Raw genomic sequence first — 5,118 nt, 5'->3', positions numbered from 1 at the left:
CGCCGACCGCCTGCCGGGCGAGTTCTACCAGCTCGATGTCGAGATGAGCTTCGTCACCCAGGACGACGTGTTCGCGGCGCTGGAGCCCGTGATCACCGGCGTGTTCGAAGAGTTTGCCAAGGGCAAGCCGGTGACGAAGGGCTGGCGGCGAATTCCGTTCGCGGAAGCGCTTCGCAAATACGGCAGCGACAAGCCTGACCTGCGCAATCCGCTTGAAATCCAGGACGTCTCCGAGCACTTCCGCGGCTCCGGCTTCAAGGTGTTCGCGCGCATGCTGGAAGACCCGAAGAATCAGGTGTGGGCGATTCCCGCACCGGGCGGCGGCTCACGCGCGTTCTGCGACCGCATGAACTCCTGGGCGCAAGGCGAGGGCCAGCCGGGCCTCGGCTACATCATGTGGCGCGAGGGCGGCGAAGGCGCGGGGCCGCTCGCGAACAACATCGGCGCTGAGCGCACCGCCGCGATCCGCAGCCAGCTCGGCGTGAAGGAAGGCGATGCCGCCTTCTTCGTCGCCGGAGATCCCGATAAATTCTGGAAGTTCTCGGGCCTGGCCCGCACCAAAGTCGGCGAGGAGCTGAACCTCGTCGACAAGGAGCGGTTCGAGCTCGCTTGGATCGTCGACTTCCCAATGTACGAGTACGACGAGGAGAACAAGAAGGTCGACTTCTCTCACAACCCGTTCTCGATGCCGCAGGGCGGGCTGGAGGCGCTGCAGACGCAGGATCCGCTGACCATCAAGGCGTTCCAGTACGACATCACCTGCAACGGCTACGAGATCGCCTCCGGCGGCATCCGCAACCATCGCCCCGAGGCGATGGTGAAGGCGTTCGAGATCGCGGGCTACGGCGAGAGCGAAGTGGTCGACCGCTTCGGCGGCATGTACCGCGCGTTCCAGTATGGCGCGCCGCCTCATGGCGGCATGGCGGCGGGCGTCGATCGCATCGTCATGCTCCTCTGCGGCACGACGAATCTGCGCGAAGTCTCGCTGTTCCCGATGAACCAGCAAGCCATGGACCTCCTGATGGGCGCGCCTTCGGAGGCGACCACCAAGCAGTTGCGCGAGCTTCACATCAGGGTCAATCTGCCGCAAAAATAGCCGGCCGTGGCCGCCGCAATATCTTTCACGATCCGAGTCTCAACCTCGGGGGGAACGATGTCGTCCAATTCTGAAGACCTGCATTCCGCGGCGCTCGCCTATCATCGTCTGCCGCGGCCCGGGAAGCTCGAGATCCAGGCGAGCAAGCCGCTCGCGAACCAGCGCGACCTCGCGCTCGCCTATTCGCCGGGCGTAGCGGCCGCCTGCACCGAGATCGCGAGGAACCCGGCGGAGGCGGCTTCGCTGACGACGCGCGCCAACCTCGTCGCGGTGGTCTCCAACGGCACCGCGGTGCTCGGCCTCGGCAACATCGGCCCGCTCGCGTCCAAGCCGGTGATGGAAGGCAAGGCGGTGCTGTTCAAGAAGTTCGCCGGCATCGACGTCTTCGACATCGAGATCGCCGCCGACACCATCGAGCGCGTGGTCGAGACGGTGGCGGCGCTGGAGCCGACCTTCGGCGGCATCAATCTCGAGGACATCAGGGGACCCGAATGTTTCGAGATCGAGGCACAGCTCAAGGAGCGCATGAAGATCCCGGTCTTCCATGACGACCAGCACGGCACCGCCATCATCGTCGCCGCCGCCATCACCAACGGGTTGAGGCTGAACGGCAAGACCCTGCCCGAGGTGAAGATCGTGGCTTCCGGCGCGGGCGCCGCGGCGCTCGCGACGCTGAACCTGCTGGTGTCGATGGGCGCGCAGCGCAAGAACATCTGGGTCTGCGACATCGATGGTCTCGTCCACGACGGCCGCAACACCTCCATGGACCGCTGGAAGGCGGTCTATGCCCAGAAGACCGACAAGCGGACGCTTGCCGACGTGATCGGCGGCGCCGACATCTTCCTGGGCCTCTCGGCGCCGAACGTGCTGTCGCCGGAGATGGCGAAAGAGATGGCGGACAAGCCGCTGATCCTGGCACTCGCCAACCCCGTGCCGGAAATCATGCCGGAGGAGGCGCGCAAGGCGCGCCCCGACGCCATGATCTGCACCGGGCGGTCCGACTATCCGAACCAGGTCAACAACGTCCTGTGCTTTCCCTTCATCTTCCGCGGCGCGCTCGACGTCGGCGCCACCGCGATCAACGAGGAGATGAAGCACGCGGCCGTGGAGGCGATCGCGCAACTGGCCCGCGAGGCGCCGTCGGATGCGGTCGCGCAGGGCTTTGACGGCGAGGCCGGCGGCTTCGGACCGGGATCGCTGATCCCGAGCCCGTTCGACCCGCGGCTGATCCTGCGCATCGCGCCGGCGGTGGCCAGGGCGGCGATGGAGTCCGGCGTCGCGACGCGGCCGATCGGTAATTTCGACGAATACACCGCGCAGCTCACCCGCTTCGCCTTCCGTTCCGGCCTCGTCATGAAGCCGATGTTCGCCAAGGCCAGGACCCAGCCGGTGCGCGTGATCTATGCCGAGGGCGAGGACGAGCGCGTGCTGCGCGCCACGCAGGTCGTGCTGGAGGAGAAACTCGCGCGTCCCATCCTGGTCGGCCGTCCGTCGGTGGTGGAGGCGCGTATCAAGCGCTTCGGCCTGTCGATCAGGGCCGGCAAGGATTTCGACCTCGTCAACCCCGAAGACGATCCGCGTTACCGCTCCTACGTGCAGTCCTATGTCGAGGTCGCCGGCCGGCGCGGCGTGACGCCGGAGGCGGCGCGCACCGTGGTGCGCACCAACAACACGGTGATCGCGGCGCTCGCGGTGATGCGCGGCGAGGCCGACGCCATGCTCTGCGGCGTCGAGGGCCGCTACATGAGCCATCTGCGCCATGTCCGCGAGATCGTCGGCTTTTCGCCGGGGATCAGCGACTACGCGGCCTTGGCGCTGATGATCACCACCAAGGGCGCCTATTTCATCGCCGATACCCAGGTGCGGCCGAACCCGGGCGCGGAGGAACTCGCCGAGATCGCGGCGCTGGCCGCGATCCACGTGCAGCGCTTCAACATCAAGCCGAAGATCGCCTTCGTGTCGCATTCCGATTTCGGCAGCTACGACACCGACAGTTCGCGCAAGATGCGCCGCGCCACCCAACTCCTCAAGGAGAAGCATCCGGAGATCGAGGCCGACGGCGAGATGCAGGCCGATACCGCGCTGTCGGCGCCGGCGCGCAAGCTGGTGCTGCCGCATTCCAACCTCGAAGGCGAGGCCAACGTCCTGATCATGCCGACGCTGGACGCCGCCAACATCGCCTACCAGACCATCAAGGTGCTGGCCGATGCGCTGCCGGTGGGCCCGATCCTGATCGGCCCGGCCCGGGTGGCGCACATCCTCACGCCGGGGGTGACCGCGCGCGGCGTCCTCAACATGACGGCGGTCGCCGTCGTCGAGGCCCAGGAGCGCGCCGCCCGCCAGCAGCCGAGCCTGTTCACATAGGCTCGACCGGGCCTTTCCGACAAAAAGCCGCGGTTCAACCCCATGCACAGTGGAAACGGAGGAGCCGGCAATGACTGGCTCACGCGATGAAACCGTTTGACCCATCGGGCAAATCGGCGGCAACCGCGCATCGTTAGAGGATCCGGACCGCGGGGGCCGCTGCCCCGGATGTGGTCGCTGACCGACCGATGCCCAACGGCCCCGTCGCCATGGGATGTCACGAAACGCCGCGCGCGAGAATCGTTTCCAGATCGGCAGGCGGATAGGAGATTTCTCCTATATGAAATGAGGCGACGACGCTTCATAATCGCGTCAGCGTCCCGCTCCAAGCCTGAGCCAAGAGGCCGACCATGCCAGCGTTCGTGACCTTCGGGCGAATCCTGTTCGCCGTGCTGTTCATCTATACGGGCGCGACCAAACTGTTTGCGGTGCAGGCGACCGCCGACTTCATCGCCGCCAAGGTCACGGTGCCCGAGATGATCCTGCCCTATGCCCAGCAGGTGGAGCAGGCGACCGGCATGACCACGCCGCAATTGCTGGCGATCGTCGTCGGCGGGCTGGAGATCGTCGCAGGCCTGATGATCGCGCTGAATTTCGGCGCCCGCTTCTTCGCCATGCTGCTGATCGTCTATGTAGCGCTCGCCACCTTCTACTTCTTCGATTTCTGGAATCAGGCGCCGCCCGAGAACGGCAAGATGCTGGTGGACGCGCTGAAGAACCTCGCGATTATCGGCGCGCTGTTCATGATCATGGGCTACGGCCGGGCGACCCGGCAGGCTGAGCCGGCCTACGGCGACGTGTAGGCGCGTCCGGGACACGAGAACCGAAGGACATCGCGGCAGGTCGCGCTACCGCCGCCACGGTGTCACGGTGACCTCGGACGCGGGATCGAGCAGATGCGGCGTGCCCGGCCTGAGGCCGTGGGAGGCCAGCACCTGGTGCGGCGTGCGCGCGGGCACGCCGACGAAGCAGCCTTCGCCGCCCGGCAGGCGGACGTGCGGCGCTTCCGAGAGCCAGAACGTGTCGTAGCGATCCATGAACAGGTCGAACACGACGGGGCCGCCGATGATCGCGGCCGTGCCGGACGCAACGCCGGCGAAGGCGCAAGCCTCTTCGAAGGTCGCGCCGGCGGGATTCCACAGGCTGGCGTTCGGCGTGTCGGGATCGGGCGCCAGCGCTGCGACCTTGCGGGTCAGGACCAGCCGCTTGCGCTTCGGCGAGTTGGGCTGGCCTTCATGTGAATGGCGGCCGTGCACGACGAGCGCGGCGCGATCGAGCGCAGCCTCGAAGAACTTCTTATCACCTTCGAATTTGAGCGCATCCGGCATCTCGTGCCGCGCGTCGGCCAGCATGCCGTCGGCGGATGCGATGACGTAGCCCTCGATGACGAGACCCGCCATGGCGGCGGAAAACTATTCCGAGACCGTGGTGACGACGCTGTTGACCGGGCGCTGGCTCACCGTCGGCAGCTTGACGTCCTTGAGCAGTTCCTGGTCGTATTCGGGAAGCGTCGAGACCGGCGCCTTGGCGCGCATCGCCACCACCTTGAAGCCGCCGGCCTTCAGCCGCTGCAGCAGCGTCGGCAGCGCCTCGGCGGTGTGCTTCTGGAAGTCGTGCATCAGGATGATGCCCTTGCCGAGCTTGTCGAGCTTGGTCAT

The 5,118-nt window shown here is 66.4% G+C and carries 4 protein-coding genes and 1 pseudogene; 3 read left to right on the top strand and 2 right to left on the bottom strand.

The window, feature by feature from the left end:
* The 3 genes from KGM94_RS23235 to KGM94_RS23225 form a co-directional block, all read left to right on the top strand.
* Window positions 1-1,096 (top strand): amino acid--tRNA ligase-related protein (locus tag KGM94_RS23235; protein ID WP_300264505.1); only part of this gene is annotated, 1,096 nt, incomplete at its 5' end.
* Window positions 1,097-1,153: 57 nt separating this feature from the next.
* Window positions 1,154-3,460, top strand: a complete 2,307-nt coding sequence (locus tag KGM94_RS23230; protein WP_300264503.1) for an NADP-dependent malic enzyme — start codon at window positions 1,154-1,156, stop codon at window positions 3,458-3,460.
* Between the two features lie 350 nt (window positions 3,461-3,810).
* On the top strand, window positions 3,811-4,263 hold the full coding sequence (locus KGM94_RS23225; protein WP_300264501.1) for a DoxX family protein: 453 nt from the start codon (window positions 3,811-3,813) through the stop codon (window positions 4,261-4,263).
* Window positions 4,264-4,308: 45 nt separating this feature from the next.
* On the opposite strand, the gene KGM94_RS23220 is transcribed toward KGM94_RS23225, so the two are convergent.
* Both KGM94_RS23220 and KGM94_RS23215 read right to left on the bottom strand, forming a co-directional pair.
* Window positions 4,309-4,860: a dihydrofolate reductase gene (locus KGM94_RS23220; protein ID WP_300264500.1), complete on the bottom strand. Its 552-nt coding sequence runs from the start codon at window positions 4,858-4,860 to the stop codon at window positions 4,309-4,311.
* Between the two features lie 12 nt (window positions 4,861-4,872).
* Window positions 4,873-5,118: pseudogene (locus KGM94_RS23215) on the bottom strand (polysaccharide deacetylase family protein); the annotation flags it as partial.

It is taken from the genome of Bradyrhizobium sp. (genome assembly GCF_028868675.1).
Taxonomy (GTDB): domain Bacteria; phylum Pseudomonadota; class Alphaproteobacteria; order Rhizobiales; family Xanthobacteraceae; genus Bradyrhizobium.
This window is presented reverse-complemented; position numbering and strand designations above follow the sequence as displayed.

Bases quoted from the DNA above. Each gene is read 5' to 3' on its own strand.
- KGM94_RS23230 (WP_300264503.1), top strand. From the start codon at position 1,154: ATGTCGTCCAATTCTGAAGACCTGCATTCCGCGGCGCTCGCCTATCAT.
- KGM94_RS23225 (WP_300264501.1), top strand. From the start codon at position 3,811: ATGCCAGCGTTCGTGACCTTCGGGCGAATCCTGTTCGCCGTGCTGTTC.
- KGM94_RS23220 (WP_300264500.1), bottom strand. From the start codon at position 4,860: ATGGCGGGTCTCGTCATCGAGGGCTACGTCATCGCATCCGCCGACGGC.